The following is a 682-nucleotide window of genomic DNA, read 5'->3' on the forward strand; positions in this document are numbered from 1 at the left end:
AAAGTATATGCAAAAAATAAAAAATTAAGAAAATATACCCAAATCCTAATGCGAGGATCTTGGATATATTTCCCGAGAAATTTTTTATTTAACAGCCATAATACATAGACAGGAATCACGCCTGATAACAGAAAGATCCCTGAAATGCTGGTCTTTCAGCAGTTGAATATACGTTTTCTCTTTTTCACCGGTATTTGTGTCAATACTGATATAAAACCGGCCGTCAATTTGAAGCACCCTGTAAATTTCTCTTAATGCAAGCCTAATATTGGTGCAGCTTTGAACCGTATGTAAAGAAAAGACTTTATTAAAGGTACGGTCATCAAAGGGAATGTCCTCTGGATAGCCATGAAAAACCTCCCCGTTCCCCATGTTCTTTCGATTCGCACGTGATATCTGTCTTACCTTTCGTTTTGAAGGATCAATGCTTTTTAGGCTACCCTTTTTTAGTTTCTTGGTTATGCTTTTAAAGACAGTGCCGTTTCCGATTCCAATTTCTAAAATTCTGTCATTTTCTTGTATATCTATAGAGTCAATCATCATATGCTCAATTGTTTTGGTTAGCTTATATTTCCGAGAAAATAATTTCCGAAAATCCGATCGTTTATAGAGTCTATTTTCTAGCATTTTAAACACCTGCTTTTGGTTTCCTATGTTTATTTATTATATTCAAAAAATAAAC

The 682-nt window shown here is 34.0% G+C and carries 1 protein-coding gene; it reads right to left on the bottom strand.

Features of this window, described 5'->3' with window-relative positions; translation table 11 throughout:
* Positions 1–84: 84 nt before the first annotated feature.
* The gene (locus ACWHAR_RS27710) at positions 85–627 is read right to left on the bottom strand and encodes a class I SAM-dependent methyltransferase (protein WP_041336134.1); all 543 of its coding nucleotides are present in this window, start codon (positions 625–627) and stop codon (positions 85–87) included.
* Positions 628–682 lie beyond the last annotated feature (55 nt).

This window comes from Bacillus sp. LR--39, from assembly GCF_053613335.1.

Coding starts and splice junctions, on each gene's coding strand:
- ACWHAR_RS27710 (WP_041336134.1), bottom strand. CDS start 627: ATGCTAGAAAATAGACTCTATAAACGATCGGATTTTCGGAAATTATTT.